Source organism: Campylobacter sp. P0109, from assembly GCF_002138755.1.
Lineage (GTDB): Bacteria > Campylobacterota > Campylobacteria > Campylobacterales > Campylobacteraceae > Campylobacter > Campylobacter devanensis.
Genome location: NZ_MJKK01000001.1, coordinates 201,209 through 218,445 on the forward strand (window position 1 = coordinate 201,209; position 17,237 = coordinate 218,445).

18 protein-coding genes are annotated in these 17,237 nt (G+C 34.1%); 10 read left to right on the forward strand and 8 right to left on the reverse strand.

Features of this window, described 5'->3' with window-relative positions; genetic code table 11:
• The first annotated feature begins 11 nt into the window (after nt 1–11).
• Complete coding sequence (gene hisD, locus CIGNP109_RS01025; RefSeq protein WP_086227866.1) at nt 12–1,292, forward strand: histidinol dehydrogenase; 1,281 nt, start codon at nt 12–14, stop codon at nt 1,290–1,292.
• A 5-nt stretch (nt 1,293–1,297) separates the two neighbouring features.
• Here hisD and CIGNP109_RS01030 read toward each other — a convergent pair whose 3' ends face one another.
• From CIGNP109_RS01030 to CIGNP109_RS01040, 3 genes are read right to left on the reverse strand one after another with little or no spacing between them, the layout of a single operon-like run.
• Nucleotides 1,298–1,984 (reverse strand): class I SAM-dependent methyltransferase, encoded by a 687-nt coding sequence (locus CIGNP109_RS01030; protein ID WP_086227867.1) that lies wholly within the window; start codon nt 1,982–1,984, stop codon nt 1,298–1,300.
• A gap of 22 nt (nt 1,985–2,006) precedes the next feature.
• Complete coding sequence (locus CIGNP109_RS01035) at nt 2,007–2,687, reverse strand: class I SAM-dependent methyltransferase (protein ID WP_086227868.1); 681 nt, start codon at nt 2,685–2,687, stop codon at nt 2,007–2,009.
• A complete protein-coding gene (locus CIGNP109_RS01040) occupies nt 2,680–3,849 on the reverse strand; it encodes an ATP-grasp domain-containing protein (RefSeq protein WP_180379995.1) in 1,170 nt (389 codons plus the stop codon). Before CIGNP109_RS01040 ends, CIGNP109_RS01035 begins: the two co-directional genes overlap by 8 nt.
• Nucleotides 3,850–3,969: 120 nt before the next feature.
• On the opposite strand from CIGNP109_RS01040, the gene CIGNP109_RS01045 reads away from it, so the two are divergent.
• A complete protein-coding gene (locus tag CIGNP109_RS01045; RefSeq protein WP_086227869.1) occupies nt 3,970–4,722 on the forward strand; it encodes a flagellin in 753 nt (250 codons plus the stop codon).
• Between the two features lie 25 nt (nt 4,723–4,747).
• On the opposite strand, the gene CIGNP109_RS01050 is transcribed toward CIGNP109_RS01045, so the two are convergent.
• Genes CIGNP109_RS01050 through CIGNP109_RS01070 form a run of 5 tightly spaced genes read right to left on the reverse strand, consistent with a single transcriptional unit; the run spans nt 4,748 to nt 8,735 of the window.
• A complete protein-coding gene (locus CIGNP109_RS01050) occupies nt 4,748–5,491 on the reverse strand; it encodes an ABC transporter ATP-binding protein (protein WP_086227870.1) in 744 nt (247 codons plus the stop codon).
• The gene (locus tag CIGNP109_RS01055) at nt 5,478–6,212 is read right to left on the reverse strand and encodes an ABC transporter permease (RefSeq protein ID WP_086227871.1); all 735 of its coding nucleotides are present in this window, start codon (nt 6,210–6,212) and stop codon (nt 5,478–5,480) included. Before CIGNP109_RS01055 ends, CIGNP109_RS01050 begins: the two co-directional genes overlap by 14 nt.
• Nucleotides 6,209–7,126, reverse strand: a complete 918-nt coding sequence (locus CIGNP109_RS01060) for an ABC transporter substrate-binding protein (protein WP_086227872.1) — start codon at nt 7,124–7,126, stop codon at nt 6,209–6,211. The genes CIGNP109_RS01055 and CIGNP109_RS01060 overlap by 4 nt, the downstream gene beginning before the upstream one ends.
• A 12-nt stretch (nt 7,127–7,138) precedes the next feature.
• Entirely contained in the window at nt 7,139–8,194 is a 1,056-nt protein-coding gene (locus CIGNP109_RS01065) for an acyl-CoA dehydrogenase family protein (protein WP_086227873.1), read from the reverse strand.
• 10 nt (nt 8,195–8,204) lie between these two features.
• Nucleotides 8,205–8,735: an OsmC family protein gene (locus CIGNP109_RS01070; protein WP_086227874.1), complete on the reverse strand. Its 531-nt coding sequence runs from the start codon at nt 8,733–8,735 to the stop codon at nt 8,205–8,207.
• A 228-nt stretch (nt 8,736–8,963) separates the two neighbouring features.
• Between CIGNP109_RS01070 and CIGNP109_RS01075 the strand changes: the two genes are divergently transcribed.
• The 8 genes from CIGNP109_RS01075 (at nt 8,964) to CIGNP109_RS01105 (ending at nt 17,234) form a co-directional block, all read left to right on the forward strand.
• Nucleotides 8,964–11,165, forward strand: a complete 2,202-nt coding sequence (locus CIGNP109_RS01075) for an endonuclease MutS2 (protein ID WP_086227875.1) — start codon at nt 8,964–8,966, stop codon at nt 11,163–11,165.
• Between the two features lie 166 nt (nt 11,166–11,331).
• Complete coding sequence (locus CIGNP109_RS08745; protein WP_272887901.1) at nt 11,332–11,463, forward strand: hypothetical protein; 132 nt, start codon at nt 11,332–11,334, stop codon at nt 11,461–11,463.
• Nucleotide 11,464: 1 nt separating this feature from the next.
• A complete protein-coding gene (gene dapE, locus CIGNP109_RS01080) occupies nt 11,465–12,562 on the forward strand; it encodes a succinyl-diaminopimelate desuccinylase (protein WP_086227876.1) in 1,098 nt (365 codons plus the stop codon).
• 65 nt (nt 12,563–12,627) lie between these two features.
• The gene (locus tag CIGNP109_RS01085; protein ID WP_086227877.1) at nt 12,628–13,188 is read left to right on the forward strand and encodes a molybdopterin-guanine dinucleotide biosynthesis protein B; all 561 of its coding nucleotides are present in this window, start codon (nt 12,628–12,630) and stop codon (nt 13,186–13,188) included.
• Nucleotide 13,189: 1 nt separating this feature from the next.
• Complete coding sequence (locus CIGNP109_RS01090) at nt 13,190–14,023, forward strand: class 1 fructose-bisphosphatase (RefSeq protein WP_086227878.1); 834 nt, start codon at nt 13,190–13,192, stop codon at nt 14,021–14,023.
• A complete protein-coding gene (locus tag CIGNP109_RS08580) occupies nt 14,016–14,333 on the forward strand; it encodes a hypothetical protein (RefSeq protein WP_236842633.1) in 318 nt (105 codons plus the stop codon). Before CIGNP109_RS01090 ends, CIGNP109_RS08580 begins: the two co-directional genes overlap by 8 nt.
• 18 nt (nt 14,334–14,351) lie before the next feature.
• Nucleotides 14,352–16,244: a methionine--tRNA ligase gene (metG, locus tag CIGNP109_RS01100; RefSeq protein ID WP_086227879.1), complete on the forward strand. Its 1,893-nt coding sequence runs from the start codon at nt 14,352–14,354 to the stop codon at nt 16,242–16,244.
• On the forward strand, nt 16,245–17,234 hold the full coding sequence (locus CIGNP109_RS01105) for a hypothetical protein (RefSeq protein ID WP_086227880.1): 990 nt from the start codon (nt 16,245–16,247) through the stop codon (nt 17,232–17,234). It begins immediately after the preceding gene.
• The last annotated feature ends 3 nt before the right edge of the window (nt 17,235–17,237 follow it).

A 17,237-nucleotide genomic window follows, 5' to 3' on the forward strand; every position in this document is an offset into this window, starting at 1 on the left:
AGGAGATATTTATGAAAATTTTATATAGCAATCAAGCAAATTTTAAAGATGAGTTTAACTCATTAGTCAATCGCTCAAATATGGATATACAAAGCGTAATGCCAATTGTAAATGGTATTATAAATGAGATTAAAGCCCATGGCGATGAGGCGTTAAAAGCCCAAATAGCTAAATTTGATAAGTGGGAAGTAGAAGATAATCTAGCTATAAGCACTGATGAGATGAAAAGCGCTTATGAAGCTTTAGATAGTGAGCTTAAAAACGCCTTAGAAGTAGCATATAAAAGGATAAAATCTTACCACGAAAAACAGGTAGAAAAGTCATGGATAGACTTTGAGTCTAGCGGTGCGCTCTTAGGTCAAAAGGTAACGCCAGTAGATAGAGCAGGGCTATATATCCCAGGTGGCAAAGCCGCATATCCTAGCTCATTGATTATGAATGCAGTCCCAGCTATAGTAGCAGGGGTGAAGGATATAGTGGTTTGTACTCCTGCTGTTGGTGGTGTGGTTAATTCTTTATTACTTGGCGCTATGCATCTTTTAGGTATTAAAAACGCCTATAAAGTAGGTGGCGCTAGTGCTATAGCGGCTATGGCGTATGGGACTAAGAGTATTAAAAAAGTTGATGTAATTACTGGCCCTGGTAATATCTTTGTCGCAACGGCTAAAAAGATGGTTTATGGTGATGTAAATATAGATATGATAGCAGGCCCTAGTGAAATAGGTGTGATAGCTGATGAGAGTGCTAATCCTACTCATATAGCTATCGATCTATTAAGCCAAGCTGAACACGATGAGATAGCTAGTAGCTTTTTAATTACTTTTAGTGATGAGTTTGCTACTAAGGTTAATAGTGAAATTCAAAGATTATTGCCAAATTTAAAAAGATATGAGATAGCCAAAGCAAGTATAGATAATAAAGCTGCTATAATCGTCGCTCGTGATATGGATGAGTGTGTGGAATTGATGAATGAGTTGGCTGTGGAGCATTTAGAGATAGCGTGTGATAATGCGTATGAGTATCTACCACGCATCAAGCACGCTGGGGCGATATTTTTAGGCCATTATACTCCTGAAGCGATAGGGGACTATCTAGCTGGGCCAAATCACACGCTACCAACAGGCGGTAGCGCTAGATTTTTCTCACCTTTAAGCGTGAGTAATTTCATCAAAAAAAGCTCTATAATCTCTATGAATAAAAGAGCAATTGATGAGCTTAGTAAGGCTTGTATGGCTCTAGCTGATGCTGAGGGACTAGAGGCTCATAAGCTTTCTGTGGAGTTTAGGGTTTAAATTTTTTAGCTATCATGCGTGGCTTGAATATTGATATAGTCATGCTTGATAGCCCCACCTTCTAGCCAATAGTGGTTTTTTTCTATAGATATTATCTTTAAACCAGCCTTTCTCATAAGCTCTGTAATCATATCTAAATCATAAAATGTAAAAATCAACCCCCTATGAGTTGGCTCTGTAATCTCATAGATATTCTCGCCTAAAGGCTTTGCGCCAGTTTTTAGGCTATCATCTTTGCTAATGAAATTTATAAGCATTTTGCCATTTGGATTTAGATGAGATTTGAGTGAGTTTAAAAGATTTAAAACTATATTTGGTGTATATAAATATGCTATCTCCCAAAGAAGTATCGCATCAACTCTAATATCTTTTAAAATTTCATTAATATCTCTATTTTTGTTACTATATAGCTCTAGTGTGGCGCCACGGCTATTTATGATCGGCTCTAATCTACTTTTGGCTAGATCAAGTGGCTTTTGATTTAGGTCAATGCCTATTAATCTAGTAGCACCAGCCTTGCTAAAACACTCTAAATGCCTACCATTAGCACAGCCAAAATCAAGCACGCTTTTAAATTTATTCTTAAAAGCAAATCGCACAACAAACTCATTAGGATAAATTCTATCTCCGCTTAATATCAAATCCTCCCAAAAATCAAAATGCTCTTTATAATCATTTACGCTATTTTTCATTAAATTACTTTTAAATTTTATTTTAAATTTTTTTGGCTTCTATGATATGCCATGAGTTTATAATCTTGCCATTATCAGTAGTAAATCTCTCGCTATCTATGCTTATAATCTCTAAATTCGCACTCTTATAAATCTCTTTTATATCATCTAAATTTGGGATATAATATAGCATTCCTTTGTGGCTATCACGCTCAATTATAAATGTATCTTTAGCTATCTCTTTGCCATCGCCATATAGTGAGTCATCTTGCGCTCTCCAATTGGCTATAACCTTGCCATTTGACTTTAATATTTTAGCAAATTGCTTAAAAATATCACTTATGGCGTAATAGGCATTAGTAAGGGTTATCCCCCAGCAAACCACGCAATCTAAATTATCTCTTTGGATTAGATCTTTTAAATTTGAGTTTTGATTATTTTGATATAACTCGCATTTGATATTATATTTTTGACATCTTTGTTGAGCTAGATCTAGCACTGAGCGATTATAATCTACGCCAATTATATGCTCTAGTCCAGCCCTAGCTATCATCTCTAAGTGCCGTCCATCACCGCAGCCAAAATCCAATATACTATTAAAATCTCTTCTATTAGCATAGATATAACGAGTCAAATACTCATTTGGGTATAGTAGCATTGAGTTAGATATATGTTGCTCCCATAATTTATATGAGCGCTCTTGAGCTTTTATTATCTCATCCATCTATTTTCCTTTTAAAATTTGATATTAATTTTTGTGTGTTTATAAGTGATTGCTCCTTTGAGTTGGTTTGTATTATCGCATAGCCTCTATCCATTATGGTAGAGCCATCTATAACTTTTGGTAGTGTTGAATTAATTTCGCACCTATAATCTACAATCCCTAAGCTATCTTTAAGCAAGTCAAAATCGGCCGCTATCCAGTCGCCTTCAAAATCAAAATAGCGTATTATTGTATTTTTTCTAAATTTTGGCTTGAAGTTATATGGTAGATTTAGGCTCTTATTTATCCACTCTTTTGTAGGATTTATCCCAGTTGTAATCTCTATAAATTTACTTAGATAATGCCCACTTGGGCGAGTAGATAGCTCTATGATAAATGCTCTATTATCTTTGGTTATTACATCAGCGTGTAATAGGCAATTATCTATATTTAATTTGGTTATAACCTTTTGGATATAGCTACTTATAGATGGAATTTCATCTATGCTAATATATCCGATAGCCTGTCTATATGGGAGCGGGGTTAATAGCTTTTGTCTTAATAAAATATGATGAAATTCGCCATTGATAATAGCTGCGTCAATCCCATACTCTAAGCCATCTATAAACTCTTCGATTAAAAAATCCATTTTAGTAAATTTAATATTTTGAGTGATATTTTTGAACTCATCAAGGTTAGATATAACTATCGTATCCTTGCTACCACTGCCAAATCTTGGCTTGATTATTAGTGGAAATTTAAGCTTATTGTGATTTGAATTTGGATCAAATATATCAAATTTTATATCTCTTAAAGAGCCTAATCCCCCATTATCTGCTAAAGCAGTAGCAAATTTGAGCTTATCAGTACAAATATCTGCCATTTTATAACTAAAACCATTTAGATTATAATAGTCATTTAAAGCACCAATAGTATTAAGACATCTGCCAATTGGTACAGGTAAAATCACTGCTGGTATTAATCCATCACGCTCTAAAATTGCTATTATTTTATTTGGATTTGAGATATCCTCGTTATATGATATATCAGCTTCTTTAAGTCCTGGAGCTGTAGGATTAATATCAAAGGCAACAACTCTTAGTCCAAGTTTTTTAGCATAAGCTATAGCAATTAAGCTTTCACTACTAGCACCAATAAGCAAAGCCACAGGGATTTTATCCATGAATTTCCTTTAAATTTTGTGGCGAAATTATATCTTAAACTTATTAAATTTACCCCTAAATTAGGTGAAAATTAAGCTAAATTTAGTTAAAATTTAAGATAATAAAGTAAGGAGTATCAAATGAAGATAAATGACTATTCAAATAGTATGCAAAATTACTATTTAAACAATGCTCAAAATAGTGCTAATAAAGCCCTGGATAATATCTCAGCAAATCGTGCTATTAGCGGTAGTGATAGTGCTAATATGGTTATTGCTAATACACTTTTAAGCAATGCGAATGCCATCTCTCAAGGCGTTAGCAATGCAAATGACGCAATTGGTGTTTTACAAATTGCTGATGGAGCATTACAAAATTTAACAAATAGTGCTGATAGATTAAATGAACTATCAATTCGTTCAAATAGTCTAGCTATGGATAGTAACTCAAGAGCTGCTATTGCAAAAGAGGCTCAAGCACTTAAGACATCTATGCAAGATACGCTAAATTCAACTAGCTTTAATGGTCAAAATATATTTGGTTCGACTATGAGCTTTCAAACTGGTAGTTCTGCAACTACAATATCGCTAAATAGTCCAAATATTAGCTCAATTGATATTAGCTCTCAAGATAGCATAGCTGCTTTTAAGGATAGCGTTAATGCTATGAGAGCTGATATCGGTAGCACTCAACAAGGGCTTTTAAGCAGTATTAACTCTTCTATCACAGCATCAAATTCAGCCAAAGCTAGTGAATCACAGCTACAAAATAACGATGTAGTAAAAAATTTAAGCGATCTAAATAGATCAAATTTACAGCTCAATAGCACAACATTAGCTGCTGCTCACAATATGACTTTACTAGCTCAACAAGTATCAACACTTCTAAGATAGATAAAGATAGCCAAATTTGGCTATCTTAAATCATATATTCTATATTTTCTATTTCGCCATTAATTAGCTTATATATTACAGATTTTAGCTCAAAATATTTTGGAGTATTTGGGGTAAATTTAGGATTTTGTAGCTCTTTAATTATCTTTCCAGCATGTAAAATCACAATTTTATCACCTAAAAGTATAGCCTCATCAATATCGTGAGTTACAAATATCACTTGCTTATTTTTAGTTAATTCTTTAAGCTCGGTTTGTAAATTTACTCTAACAACTGGATCTAAAGCACTAAAAGGCTCATCTAAAAATAGCACCTTTGGATCAAGAGCTAAAGCCCTAGCAATCGCAACTCTTTGGCATTGACCGCCACTTAGGCTATTTGGATATAAATTCATCTTATCTTTTAATCCTACTAGGCTTAGATATTTTTTGGCTATATCATCTATTAGTTTTTTATTCTTTAAGCCAGAACACTTTAGAGCAAATTTGATATTATCAAGCGCAGTAAGCCATGGCATTAAGCAGTAGTGTTGCATTATTATCTGACGCTCTTTGGAGTTTGGAATTTGAGATTTAAAGCTCTCGTTATCAAATTTAATCTCACCACTATCAAAGCTTTCAAGAGAGCTTAAAATTTTCAATATTGTGCTTTTGCCGCTTCCGCTAGAGCCTAAAAGTACGCAAAACTCGCCATTATTAATCTTTAAATTTATATCATCTAAAACGCAAATATCGCCAAATGATTTTCTAAGATTTTTAATTTCTATCATAGCCATATCTCCTTGATACTACTTTTTCTATATATCCAAATATAGTATTAATTATCATACCAATGATACCTATAGTAATAATTGTAGCTATTAATATATCTATTCTTAATTGATTTCTACTATCGATAATCATATATCCAAGTCCAGTTTGAGCTCCTAACATTTCTCCTACGACTAGATTTATCCAAGCAAGAGCTGCGGCTAATTTAAGGCTAGATATAAGAGATAAAAAACTAGATGGTATGATAACTCCAGTGAAAATTTGCAATTTAGAAGCACCAAAATTTTTAGCTACTACTATTAGTTGGCTAGGTAGATCTTTTATGGCTTTTGTAGATAATAATACCATAGGGAAAAATACTGAATATGCTATAATAAATATAGTTGGTAAATCTCCAATTCCAAATATTATTAAGATAATTGGCACCCATGCAATTGGCGAGATAGGACGCAAAATATTAAATAGCGGATCAAAGGCGCTAGCAAATTTGGGATTATAACCAAATATAAAACCAATTATAACCCCAAAAATAACGCCCAAAATAAGCCCAATACCATATCTATATAGCGAATCTATAATTCCAATTTGTAAGCTATTATTATCTATTATTAGTCTAAATGCGTTTAAAACTTGCATAGGCGATGGAATTAGCTCAGAGCTAAATATATGCCATATTAATATAGCAAAAGCTAAAACTATACTTTGATAAATATATTTCATACTTGCTCCACTAAATAACTATCTATATCTAAATTTCTCAACCCATCATTTGCTAAATTTTGAGATATCAAAAACTCTTTTAGGTTTATTAGATCTTCTTTATTTATCTTTAAATCGCTATATGATACGATTTTTTCACCGATTATTTTATTTATAATATCTGCATCTTGAGCTAAAATTTTTGATCCTATAATAGCAGCTTCACTATGGTTTTTTTCTATAAAATTTGCTGCTAATTTAAATGCTTTAGTTAGCTGATTTGCTATTTTGGAATTTGCTAACTCGCTAGAGTAGTTTAGTAAGCAGCATATATGATTTGGCACTACATCTTTGCTTAAAATTAGATTAACAGCACCTCTTTTTACGGCTAATTGTCCAAAAGGCTCAGCAACGATATATCCATCAATTCTATTTGTTAGCAAGGCAAAAGGCATCTCAGTAGGTGCCATATCTACTAAATTTACTTTTATATTACGCTCGCTTAAAAGCTTGTGTAAGATATAGTAGTGGCTAGAAAATCTAGATGGAATTGCTATATTTTTGCCTTCTAATTCATTGATTGTCTTAATGCTGTTATTTACCACCAAAGATGAGCCGTTTTTGTGTGCGGCCATAATGGCTTTGATATCTACGCCACTACCTTTTAGCATAAGCCCAAGCGGAGCTAATAAAAACGCCCCATCAACTGCTTTAGCCCTTAGAGCCTCGCTCAAATCCGCCCAATTAGCAAATTTAATAGGAACAATATCAAACTCATCACTACTAAAGATATCTTTAGCGATTATAATCAAATGATCGCAAATCGGCAGATATCCTATCTTAATACCTTTTTTAAATTTAGAATTTGCCACACTCTTAGTCGCACTAAGAGCTAAAAAACCAGCTAAAAATCCAAGTGCATATCTTCTATTCATATCTCATCCTTTTTATAATTTTTCTCGCCATGATTTTATGCAGCCACGCCCAGCTTCTACTTGAGCTATCTCTTTTAAAAGGTGCTTTATGCTAGGAGTTACTATAAGGACGAAATTGCCCTCTCTTTGTAATCTTGCTACATGAGACTTCTCAAAATACCCCTTAGTACCACAAAACAACACCGCAGCACTCGTGACCTTTTGAGTTAGTAGTGAGCCATTTAACCTAGCTTTTAAAACCATAATTGGCTCTATGTTTTCGATATTTTCTGATATAAGCTTAATCTCATTTAAAAGATTGTTAAATTCGCTTTTTAACTCATCTAAATTTATATTTAGATATGAGTTTATATCAGCGTGAGTTTTGTTTGATTTTTCTATCTCATCTAAGGCTGCTTTTATGATTCCAGCTGCTATACCTGTTTGTAAGAGTATAAATCCAGGAGTTATTTTGATTAGATACTCATAGATATTAGTGGCTAAGATATCGCTACTAGCTAAAAAATAATCTTTTATAGCCACGCTTTTAGTAGCTGAGCCCTCAAGTGCGGCGTATTTGATATTTGATTTTAAAGTAGCATTTTTGCCAACTCTTATTACGCCCATTACAGGCTTATCATCTTCATCTAAGGCTATAGCGCCAAATACGCTATCTTCAGTGATATTTGATACCCATGGTAGATTGCCATTTATGATATATCCGCCATCGGTTTTTTGTGCTTTGAGATGATTTTTCTCAATCCCAGCAAAGGCCTTCATAGGATTTGATAGTGCTGTTCCACCTAGAATTTCACCACTATATAGTTTTGGTAATAGCTCGTTTTTTAGCTTTTGATTATCGCTATTTATCAAGTAGTAGATAATCGCAAATTGGCACCACATGCAAAATCCACTAGTTCCACAAATATTTGAAATTTTCGCTATATTTTCTATAGCTTTGTATATATCGCTTCTAGTTTTTAAAACAGCGAAATCACCATTTTGAGCTATCTGTTTTAATAACTCTTTTGGGTAAATTCCATCTTTATCTATAGAGTGTGCTAATTCTGCTAATTTTTGTAGTGCCATTTTTTTATCCTTATTTAACTTCTAAATTTACATTTCTAAGCAAAGTATTTGCTACCGGTGAGTATTTTAAAGCGTGAGCTATTAGGGCGTCTTGTTTAGCCTTATCAGCGTTGCTTTCTAATATCACATTTACTCTTACATCTGTAAAGCCAAGTGGCTTTTGGCTTAGATCGCCAGTTCCCCAAACTGCAGTTATATTAAGGTCTCCCTCAAGCTCAACTTCAAGTTTAGTAATAACTATATTTTGAGCGATTGCGTTTGCGTGGATTCCTACTGCTATACAACTTCCAAGAGCAGCTAAAACCGCTTCGCTAGGATTTGGTGCGGTATCTTCTCCAAGTAGTGTTGGTGGCTCATCTACTATGTATGCAGGTAGATTTCTTATGTAGTTTGCGTGGCGAAACTTGCCCTCTGCGACTGTGCGACATTTAAGTGTCTTAATAACATCTGGATTCTCTTTTCCAGCTTTGATTAGAGCCTCTAGACCAGCTTTGTCAATTGGATCTAGTCTAGTACATGAATTTATAGCACAATTTGCCATTTTTATCTCCTTATTAAAATATAGTAAAAAGATATATTAATCTTTTAATACGAGAATTATATCAATAAGATAGCTATTTGTCAATATAAAGTAATTTAATATATTTTTAAATTTATTAAATTTAGATTTAAATTTGATAAGTTAAATTTAATTCAAACTCCCATAAAATGGATAGATTTAAGCCAAAATTAGTATAATTGAGGTTTAAATTATTTTTTGTGAGATTTTATGGAAGAGCTATTTGAGAAGTTGGATTTAAGCGAGTATTTGAGTGCGTATAATGAATTTTTGGCTAGGCCTAAACCTCTTTTTATAAGTGGGGATAGCAGGGCAAATTATGAAAAAATAGAAGAAATTTCATCTCTAAATTTAAAAAGCCCAAAAGAGATAGCAAATTTAGATGATGCCTTGATGAGAGTATCTAAACAAGCTGTTTTACATATCAGCGAGATATATGAATTTAGCAAGATTATAGAGTATTTTAACTACCTAAAATCGCAAAATTTCGGTGATAAAATGCGTGGATATCTAGATAAGATTGAAATTCCATCTAGTATTGATAAAATTTGTGAGTATTTTGATGAAAATGGGGAGTTTAAAGAGAGCATTGATGAGCGTTTAATATCTATAAACGAAGCTTATAAAAACAAAAAAAAGCAGATAGATGAGAGCTTAAAAAAGCTCATTTATACCAAGCATTTAAGCCCATATCTAGTCGATACTCAAATTCACTATATCAACTCAAATGAAGCTCTTTTGGTGCGTGGTGGATTTAATCACGCTTTAAAAGGCACAGTGATAGCTAGAAGTAGTGGCGGATACTTCTATGTTTTGCCCGATATTGTCAGTAAATTAAAGAGCGAACAGAGCGATCTAATGGATAAAAAAGAGGAGATTTTGTTTGAGCATGCTAAGATAATTAGCTCAATTTTTCATAAAAATTTACTATTTTTGAAATTTATAAATTCAGCTTTTGATTATATAGATAGCTTGATTGCTAGGGTGAGCTTTGCTAAGAGTAGGGATTATAACTTTGTTTTAGCTAATTCTAGCAAAGATATAATTTTGAGCGAATTTGCCCATCCAGCACTTAAAAATCCAAAGCGTATTAGCGTGGATTTTCGTGGTAAAATTCTCTTAATCACTGGGGTAAATGCCGGTGGTAAAAGTATGCTATTAAAGAGTATATTGAGTGCGACATTACTAGCTAAATATCTACTTCCTATGAACATAAATAGTGCTAAATCTAGCATTGGTAGCTTTAAGGAGTTTGAGGCTATAATAGAAGATCCACAAAATTCCAAAAATGATATATCCACCTTTGCCGGTAGAATGCTAGGATTTTCTAAAATTTTAGGCAAAAAGCAGATTTTAATCGGTGTAGATGAGATAGAGCTAGGAACGGACTTTGAAGAGGCAGCTAGTCTATATAGCGTATTGCTAACTTCAATGATGAGTAGCGATATCAAAATGGTTATAACCACTCACCACAAACGACTTGCTATGCTACTAGCTAAAAATAGCGAAGTTGAGCTGATAGCCGCACTATATGATGAACAAAACTCACGCCCTAAATATGAGTTCTTAAAAGGCATTATAGGTAAATCTTACGCCTTTGAGACTGCTAGTAGATATGGAATTCCAGCTAATCTTGTAGCAAGTGCTAAGAGCGCTTATGGCGATGATAAAGAGAATTTAAATGAGATGATATCTAAGGCTTTAAATTTAGAATTAGAGCTAAAATTAAAGCTTAAAAGCGTAGAGGAAAAAGAGCTAAAATTAGATGAGTTATTAAAGGATTTAAAAGAGGCTAAAATCAGAGCCGATGAGACGCTAAGAGCGAGATTAAACTCATTAGAAGCTGAATTTTACAAAGCTATAAATGAGGCCAAAAGAGGGATAAATCTCAAAGATACAAAAGAGAAACAAAGAAGCCTAAATAACGCAAATTCCATAGCAAAATCTATCCAAAAACCTATGATTTTAAGTGAGCCAATAGAGCTAAAAGTAGGCGATAGAGTTAAATATGATAAGATTAAAGGCGTGGTCTTAAGCCTTAGTAAAAATGATGCGATTATAGATAGCAATGGGGTTAATCTAAGAGTGCCAATATCGCTTTTAAAGCCTACTAATCAAAGCCCATTAAATAACCAAAAAAGCGTAAATATAAGCCTATCTCGCCCAAATTCTGCTAGCGTGATGATAGATCTTCATGGGCTTAGGAGCGATGAGGCGATTGAAAAATTAGATAAATTTATCTCTGATGCCTTGATAGCGGGATTTGATGAGGTTTTAATAAAGCATGGTATCGGCACAGGCAAGCTAGCGTATGCCGTAAAAGAGTTTTTAAAATCCCATCCAAGCGTCAAAGCCTTCAAAGATGGGGCGCCAAGCGAGGGTGGATTTGGTAGTAAAGTGGTGAAATTATAATAGATAGAATTGGGGGATTTTGGAGCTGTTTTATTAAGGGGGCTTTAATGAATATTTTAAATCCATATATAATTGGCTTTTGGCTCTCTGTTAGCGGTGTGGTGATGATAGTGTGATTATTGGATTTACTGGGTTGGTTGTTAGTATAGTGAGTTAGGTGGTGTTTTTGTCTTTTATAGTTAGTCGCTCACGCAAATTTATATGGGCAAAAACTCAAATGGCATTTGCATATATCTCGGCGATTTTGATGGCGGGATTTGCTATTATGCTGATATTTAATACATTTTTAAAGGGTTAAAATGGAAGTTATAGAGCTTTTAAAAGAGCTATTGAAATTTAGAAGTATCACGCCAGATGATGATGGTGCTATGAATTACATCACGCTACTTATGAGCGAGTTTGATGCTAAGCTTTTGGATATTAATGGGGTTAAGAATTTAATCCTTAGTAAAAAATTTGGTGATGGGGTGAATTTATGCTTTGCTGGGCATATCGATGTAGTCCCACCAGGAGATGGATGGAGTAGTGATCCATTTGAGCCAGAGCAAAAAGATGGATATATCTATGCTAGAGGTGCCCAAGATATGAAAAGTGGAGTAGCAGCGATATTACAAGCGTGTAAGGATGCTAGGGAATTTGATGGGAGTTTAACTATTATTTTGACAAGCGATGAAGAGGGTGATGGAATTTATGGAACCAAAGAGGCGTTAAAGTATCTACAAGATAATAACTCTTTGCCTGATTTTGCTATTGTGGCTGAGCCTACATCTACTAATAAAATTGGTGATATGATAAAGATAGGTCGCCGTGGCTCTATCAATGGTGTTATCAAAGTTAAGGGCATTCAAGGTCATGCGGCTTATCCATCTAAATGTATCAATCCAATCCATCAAGCAAGTGCTGTGTTGGCTAATTTTGCTGGATATGATATGGATGCTGGAAGTAGATATTTTGACCCTTCAAAGATAGTAATCACTGATATTAGAGGCGGTATGGAAGTTTGTAATGTAACGCCAAGTGAGCTTAAAATAATGTTTAATATCAGAAATTCAGACCTAACAAGCTATGAAGATGTTAAGCAATATTGTGAGCATATATTTAATGGGCTTGATTATGAGCTAACTCTTAAGGAGAGCTCTAAGCCATTTTTAACAGATGCAAATTCTAAGATTGTTACGAATTTGATAGATAGCATTAATAGAATTTGTGGTGTTGCGCCTGAGCTTAGCACGACTGGTGGGACAAGTGATGCTAGGTATTTTGCGGCTTTTGGGGTGCCTGTGGTGGAATTTGGTGTGGTAAATGATAGAATTCACGCTGTTGATGAGAGAGTAAGCATAGATGAAGTAGCGAAGCTTTATGAGGTTTTTAGCGATTTGATACGCTATTTTAAATAAATTTATAATTTCATTTTTTAAGATTTTTTTGGCTAAAATTATGAGAAATTCAAAAAGGATATATCATTAAAAGATTGGCTGTAGCTTTTAGCGGAGCTAGTGGAAGTGGCAAGACAACGCTCATATCTAAGGTAGCAAAAGAGCTTATATCTCGTGGATTTAAGGTTGTGATAACAAAGCACGATCCAGGTGATAAGGCGAAATTTGATTATCCTGGCAAGGATAGCTATATATATAGTAGTATCGGTGCAGATGTCGCAGTAGTAAGCCCAAATAGAACATCAATTTTTTTACAAAGTGGGCTATTTGGTGGTAAAGATAGGATAAACTCACAATCACACAGAGATAAAAATGAGAAATTTGAGCCAAATTTGGATAATTTTGATAGTGAGCTAGAGATTTTAGCGGCTCATTTTGGTGAGTTTGATTATTTGATAATTGAGGGCTTAAAGAGCTTAAAACTTCCTAGAATTACTATATTTAGAGATGAGGTTATAGATGATTTTATCCCATTTAGTGATGCTTTTGCTAGTAATGTTGAGTTTGATGCTTGTGGGGATAAATTTGGTCTTGAAGATATAGATGGAATTATAAAATGGATAGATAAAAACGCAAAAAAGGTGTAAAATGAAAGAGATTATAAAAGCAGTTGAAGATATCGCTATAGAGATTAGCGAACTACTAAAATATGGTGATTTTAGCTATGCTCAAAGCTCAAATTCCACAGGTGATACTCAATTAAAGCTCGATATATTAAGTGATGAGATAATAGAAAATAGATTGAAAAAACTTAGCAATATCAAGGCTATAATTAGTGAAGAAAAAGAGTCTATTTTAGAGATAAACTCAAATGCAGATTATATCATAGCTTATGATCCACTTGATGGTAGTAGCTTGGTGGATGTGAATTTCGCTGTTGGATCGATATTTGGGATTTATAAAGGCTCTTTGGATTCTAGGAGTTTAGTAGGGGCGATTTATGTAGTTTATGGCCCAAGGCTTGAGATGGTAGTGTGCGATGATAGCGTGAGATTATTTAGGTTAAATAGAGATAATGAGTTTAAATTTATCAAAAATTTAGAGCTAAAAGACAGAGGCAAGATAAATGCCACAGGTGGCACACAAAAGGGCTGGAGCGACTCTCATAGAGCTATGATAAAATCGCTATTTGATGATGGTTATAGGCTTAGATATAGTGGCGCTATGGTAAGCGATCTTCATCAAGTTTTGCTAAAAGGCGGTGGGCTATTTAGCTATCCAGCTACACCTGATGCACCAAATGGCAAGCTTAGGGTTGCTTTTGAGGTTTTACCATTTGCCTATATATATGAAAAGGCCGGTGGTGCCACAACTGATGGGGTAAATGATAGTTTATTAGATATCAAAATTGAAAAGACTCACCAAACTACGCCTTGTTATTTTGGGTCTAAATTTGAAATTGATAGGGTTAAAAATGGCTGAAATTACCGAATTTAGCGCTATTGATGAGCTAGAATCCAAAAAGATAGCGCTAAAAAATTGTATCGCTCAAAACTCATCTGGAGATAGTTGTTCAAAGTGCCAACGAGTCTTTGGCTGTGATAGGATTAAGGAGTTTGTAATTTTACAATTTGATATTGCCACAGCTAGGCTCAAAGATTGTCAAAAGGCCAATAATCTAAGTAGTTGTATGAATTGTGATAGAATTTTTGATTGCGATATAAGGGAAAATTATGTCAAATCCACATATGAAAAGATGAATGAAGGCCGTGGCGGCCAATTTGATTTTTAACAAATTTAAAGGAAAATGATGAAAAAATTTATAACCACACCAATATATTATGTTAATGATGTCCCACATATCGGACACGCTTATACTACGATAATCTGCGATACCTTGGCTAGATTTTATCGCTTAAGGGGCGATGATGTCTTTTTTCTGACAGGGACTGATGAGCATGGCCAAAAGATAGAAGAGGCCGCTAAGGCTAGAGGCAAAAGCCCAAAAGAGTACGCAGATGAGATAAGTGCTAAATTTAGAGCTTTATGGGATGAGTTTGGTATAAGCTATGATCACTTCATACGCACAACTGATGAGTATCACAAGGTAACTAGCCAAAATGTCTTTACTAAAATGCTTAAAAATGGAGATATCTATAAGGGCGAGTATGAGGGTAGTTATTGCGTGAGTTGTGAGAGCTTTTTTGCTGCTAATCAGCTAATAGATGATGAGTGCTGTCCTGATTGTGGTAAAAAGACTAGGTTGGTAAAAGAGGAGAGTTACTTTTTTGCTCTATCAAAATACCAAGATAGATTGTTAAAATGGTATGAAAATGACAAATGCGTCCTACCAAAAGGCAAGAAAAATGAGGTTATAAGCTTTGTAAAAGGCGGTCTAAAAGATCTATCTATCACTAGAACCAGCTTTGAGTGGGGGATTAAACTACCAAAAGAGCTAAATGAGCCAAAACATGTGATGTATGTATGGCTAGATGCGCTAGTTAATTATCTCTCAGCCTTAGGATACACCAGAGATGAAGAGAGAATGGAGTATTGGAATAACACATTACATATAGTTGGTAAGGACATTTTGCGTTTTCATGCGGTCTATTGGCCGGCATTTTTGATGAGTCTTGACTTGCCTTTACCTGTAAGCGTAGCAGCACATGGATGGTGGACTAGAGATGGGGTTAAGATGAGTAAGAGCCTTGGCAATGTGGTAAATCCAAAAGAGGTGGCCGATGCTTATGGATTAGAGGCGTTTAGATATTTTCTATTAAGAGAGGTGCCGTTTGGTCAAGATGGGGATTTTTCACAAAGAGCCTTGATAGATCGTATAAATAGCGAATTGAGCAATGATTTAGGGAATTTGCTAAGTAGAATAGTGGGTATGAGTTCTAAATATTGCGATAATATAATTGACTCAACAAATGTAAATAAATTTTATTCTAATGAGCTTGAGAGTGCTAAAATTCATATAAATCAAGCATTAATTAGCCTAGATGAGATCTCGCCAAATAGATATTTAGAGGAGCTTTGGAAGGTTTTAAATATAGCAAATGCCACTATCGCTAAATATGAGCCTTGGAATTTGGTAAAGAATAATAAATTTGATGAAGCCAATGCCTTAGTAGCCTTGGTGGCAAATCTTTTGGCTAGAGTTGCTATTTTACTAAGTCCAGCTATGCCGCAAACTGCTCAAAAAATAGCTGATACTTTGGAATTTAAAATTAATACAAATAGCTATAATGAGCTTATAATAAACTCAAATTTAATCAACTTCAAAGCCAACGCCACAACTCCTCTATTTACCAAGATAGAGCAGGAGTTGATGGCACCAGCACCGGTGGCTAAGATTGATGAGATTAAATTGAAAGATGAAGAGATCAAAATTGATGATTTTAAAAAGTGTGTTATAAAGGTAGGAACTATCTTAGAATGCGATAATATCGAAGGTAGTGATAAATTGCTTAAATTTAAAATTGATTTAGGAGAAGAGAAGCCAAGACAGATTATCAGCGGTATAGCTAAGTATTATGAGCCAAAAAGCCTAATAGGCAAACAAGTTTGCGTCTTAGCTAATTTAAAACCAGCTAAGATATTTAAGCATTTAAGCGAAGGCATGATTCTTAGCGCTGAAGATGGGAGCCTAACGCTTCTAGGCACTCACGCAAGTGTAAAAAATGGAGCAATTGTAGGATAGATGAGAATAGAAAACCTAACCACGCTATTAAATGGTGAATTAAAAAATAGCCCAAAAATCAGTATGATAAATGGATTTTGTCTAGATCCAAATTTGGTTAAAGTTGGTATGGCTTATTTTGCTCTAAATGCGACTATAGATGACGCATTGCTTGCTATCAAAAGTGGAGCTTATGCTATTATCACTGATTTGAGCTTAAATAGCAAAGATGATGAAATAGCAATAATTAAAGTTGATAGTGTGGTTATGGCGATGATAAGATTGATGAGATTTCTCTCAGCACAAAAAGAGTTAAATTTCATCCATCTTACAAAGTTACAAAGCTCGATTTTAGAGTGTTTATATCTACCTAGATCGATGTGTCTATTTAGCTGTGATATTAGTAAAGCTTTTATGCAGATACTTGAGGCAGAAAACGATATGGTAGTTTTAAGCTATGATGAGGCGATGATTGATAGGCTTAGCTTTTCTCATGCAAGTTTAAGCGATGATAGTCTAAGTGATTTACATTATGAGCTTATGGATAATGGATCGCTTTTTTACACTACGATTTTATTTAAAAATAATTACTATAGTGAGCTTAAATTTCCTAATATTTTTATAAAAGATTTAGTTTGTGTGATGAGGTTTTTTGATGAGTATGGTGTGGGATTTAAGGTTCATAGTTTTGATAAATTTAGCCATTTTAAGGCGATTTTTGTTGATAAATTTTTTGTGATTAAAGAATTTGGCCAAAGTCATAGAGCGATAATTTGCGAAAGCGATGAAGAGCTTTTTAAGCTAGAGGCTACGCTTTTAAGGCAGAAATTTAGTGATATTATTATCTGTGCTAGGGCTAGTAGTAGTGTAGCGTTTATTGCTGATTTTGTATATAATGATATAGAAGATATAAAAAAGCTTGATGAGTTTAGATATGCTTTAGTTTTTGAAAATTATGAAGATGTAGAGGCTGTATTGGCTCAAAGCATAGATGAGCCAACACTATTTTAATAT

Excerpts from the sequence above, each read along its gene's own strand:
- hisD (WP_086227866.1), top strand. The coding sequence starts at position 12 with ATGAAAATTTTATATAGCAATCAAGCAAATTTTAAAGATGAGTTTAAC.
- CIGNP109_RS01030 (WP_086227867.1), bottom strand. The coding sequence starts at position 1,984 with ATGAAAAATAGCGTAAATGATTATAAAGAGCATTTTGATTTTTGGGAG.
- CIGNP109_RS01035 (WP_086227868.1), bottom strand. The coding sequence starts at position 2,687 with ATGGATGAGATAATAAAAGCTCAAGAGCGCTCATATAAATTATGGGAG.
- CIGNP109_RS01040 (WP_180379995.1), bottom strand. The coding sequence starts at position 3,849 with ATGGATAAAATCCCTGTGGCTTTGCTTATTGGTGCTAGTAGTGAAAGC.
- CIGNP109_RS01045 (WP_086227869.1), top strand. The coding sequence starts at position 3,970 with ATGAAGATAAATGACTATTCAAATAGTATGCAAAATTACTATTTAAAC.
- CIGNP109_RS01050 (WP_086227870.1), bottom strand. The coding sequence starts at position 5,491 with ATGATAGAAATTAAAAATCTTAGAAAATCATTTGGCGATATTTGCGTT.
- CIGNP109_RS01055 (WP_086227871.1), bottom strand. The coding sequence starts at position 6,212 with ATGAAATATATTTATCAAAGTATAGTTTTAGCTTTTGCTATATTAATA.
- CIGNP109_RS01060 (WP_086227872.1), bottom strand. The coding sequence starts at position 7,126 with ATGAATAGAAGATATGCACTTGGATTTTTAGCTGGTTTTTTAGCTCTT.
- CIGNP109_RS01065 (WP_086227873.1), bottom strand. The coding sequence starts at position 8,194 with ATGGCACTACAAAAATTAGCAGAATTAGCACACTCTATAGATAAAGAT.
- CIGNP109_RS01070 (WP_086227874.1), bottom strand. The coding sequence starts at position 8,735 with ATGGCAAATTGTGCTATAAATTCATGTACTAGACTAGATCCAATTGAC.
- CIGNP109_RS01075 (WP_086227875.1), top strand. The coding sequence starts at position 8,964 with ATGGAAGAGCTATTTGAGAAGTTGGATTTAAGCGAGTATTTGAGTGCG.
- dapE (WP_086227876.1), top strand. The coding sequence starts at position 11,465 with ATGGAAGTTATAGAGCTTTTAAAAGAGCTATTGAAATTTAGAAGTATC.
- CIGNP109_RS01090 (WP_086227878.1), top strand. The coding sequence starts at position 13,190 with ATGAAAGAGATTATAAAAGCAGTTGAAGATATCGCTATAGAGATTAGC.
- CIGNP109_RS08580 (WP_236842633.1), top strand. The coding sequence starts at position 14,016 with ATGGCTGAAATTACCGAATTTAGCGCTATTGATGAGCTAGAATCCAAA.
- metG (WP_086227879.1), top strand. The coding sequence starts at position 14,352 with ATGAAAAAATTTATAACCACACCAATATATTATGTTAATGATGTCCCA.
- CIGNP109_RS01105 (WP_086227880.1), top strand. The coding sequence starts at position 16,245 with ATGAGAATAGAAAACCTAACCACGCTATTAAATGGTGAATTAAAAAAT.